This is a genomic window from Micromonospora arborensis, from assembly GCF_003205615.1.
GTDB lineage: Bacteria > Actinomycetota > Actinomycetes > Mycobacteriales > Micromonosporaceae > Micromonospora > Micromonospora arborensis.
This window is the reverse complement of the sequence record NZ_PYBV01000093.1, coordinates 1-1,288: the sequence shown is the minus strand read 5'-3', so window position 1 is coordinate 1,288 and position 1,288 is coordinate 1. Positions and strand designations below refer to the sequence as shown.

Below are 1,288 nucleotides of genomic sequence, written 5' to 3'. Positions count from 1 at the left end.
GCCGCCTGCTGGGTGTGCGTACGCGAGCCGGCCTCGTCGTTCACGCCGGAAGTCTAGGCGCGTTGATCGCGCAGGTTCCCGGAAGTAGTGGCCTCGGCGGACGGCGGTTTCAAGCGGCGGTTGCAACCAGGTGTTTGTGGAGTACTTCGGCCGGATTATGCCAGTCGAGGGTTTTTCGTGGTCGTCCGTTGAGTTCTCGGGCGACGGCGTCGAGGTCGTCCTGGGTCCAGGTGCGGAAGTCGGTGCTGGAGCGGGGGAAGTACTGGCGTAGCAGGCCGTTGGTGTTTTCGTTGCTGCCGCGTTGCCACGGTGAGTGGGGGTCGCAGAAGTAGACCTTGCAGTCGGTGGCCAGGGTGAAGACAGGGTGGTAGATCATTTCGATGCCCTGGTCCCAGGTCAGGGTCTTACGCAGCTCGACCGGCAAGCGGCGCATCAGGCCGGTGAGGGTGTCGATGACCTGTTCACTGACCCGCGATTCGGGCAGAGCGCCGAGCATCACATACCGGGTGGCGCGCTCGACCAGGGTGATGATCGCGCTGGACCCTCGGGCACCGATGACCAGGTCACCTTCCCAGTGCCCCGGCACGGCCCGGTCTTCGACCTCGGCCGGGCGAGTCGAGATGTGAAAGTCACGCACCCACGGCCGGCCCCGCACCGCGCTGGCCTGCCGCGACTGCGCCCGACGCTGCGCCCGCCCCGAGCGCAACGCGACCTGCCGGGCCAGTTCTTGACGCATCCCACCCCGGGCCTGGAAGTAGATCGCCTGGTAGATCGTCTCGTGTGACACCCACATCTCCGGTCTGTCGGGGAACTCCCGCCGCAACGACCGGGCGATCTGCTGCGGCGAATGCCGCTGCGTCAGACGATCCCTGACCGTCTGCCACAACGGCGGCCACGCCCGCCCCCACCTCGGACGCAACTTCCCCTCACGAGGACGCCGTGCCCGCTCGTCCGCCTTGCCCTGAGCGTTGCGGTGACAGTACTTCCACCGATACACCCCACCCCACCCCTTCGGGTAGCCCACCCCCGCCACATACCCAGGAGCCGGACCATGCGGATGCCGCTGACCCGTCGGCACCCGACCCCCGGTACCGCAGTGATTCCGCGACAACTCCCGCCACACCGTCGAGCGATCCCGTCCGATCACCTGCGCGATCTGCGGACAGTTCAACCCCTGACCGAACAACACCTCAATCTGCGCCCGCTCCGCGGACGACAACCTCTGCCCCGGCATGACCCCTCATCCTGACGAGAATCCACCCCGTTGCAACAACCACTTGAGCCCAAG

The 1,288-nt window shown here is 66.8% G+C and carries 1 protein-coding gene; it reads right to left on the bottom strand.

Features of this window, described 5'->3' with window-relative positions:
* Nucleotides 1-109: 109 nt before the first annotated feature.
* The gene (locus C7C45_RS32955) at nucleotides 110-1,234 is read right to left on the bottom strand and encodes an IS30 family transposase (protein WP_110568834.1); all 1,125 of its coding nucleotides are present in this window, start codon (nucleotides 1,232-1,234) and stop codon (nucleotides 110-112) included.
* Between the last annotated feature and the right edge of the window lie 54 nt (nucleotides 1,235-1,288).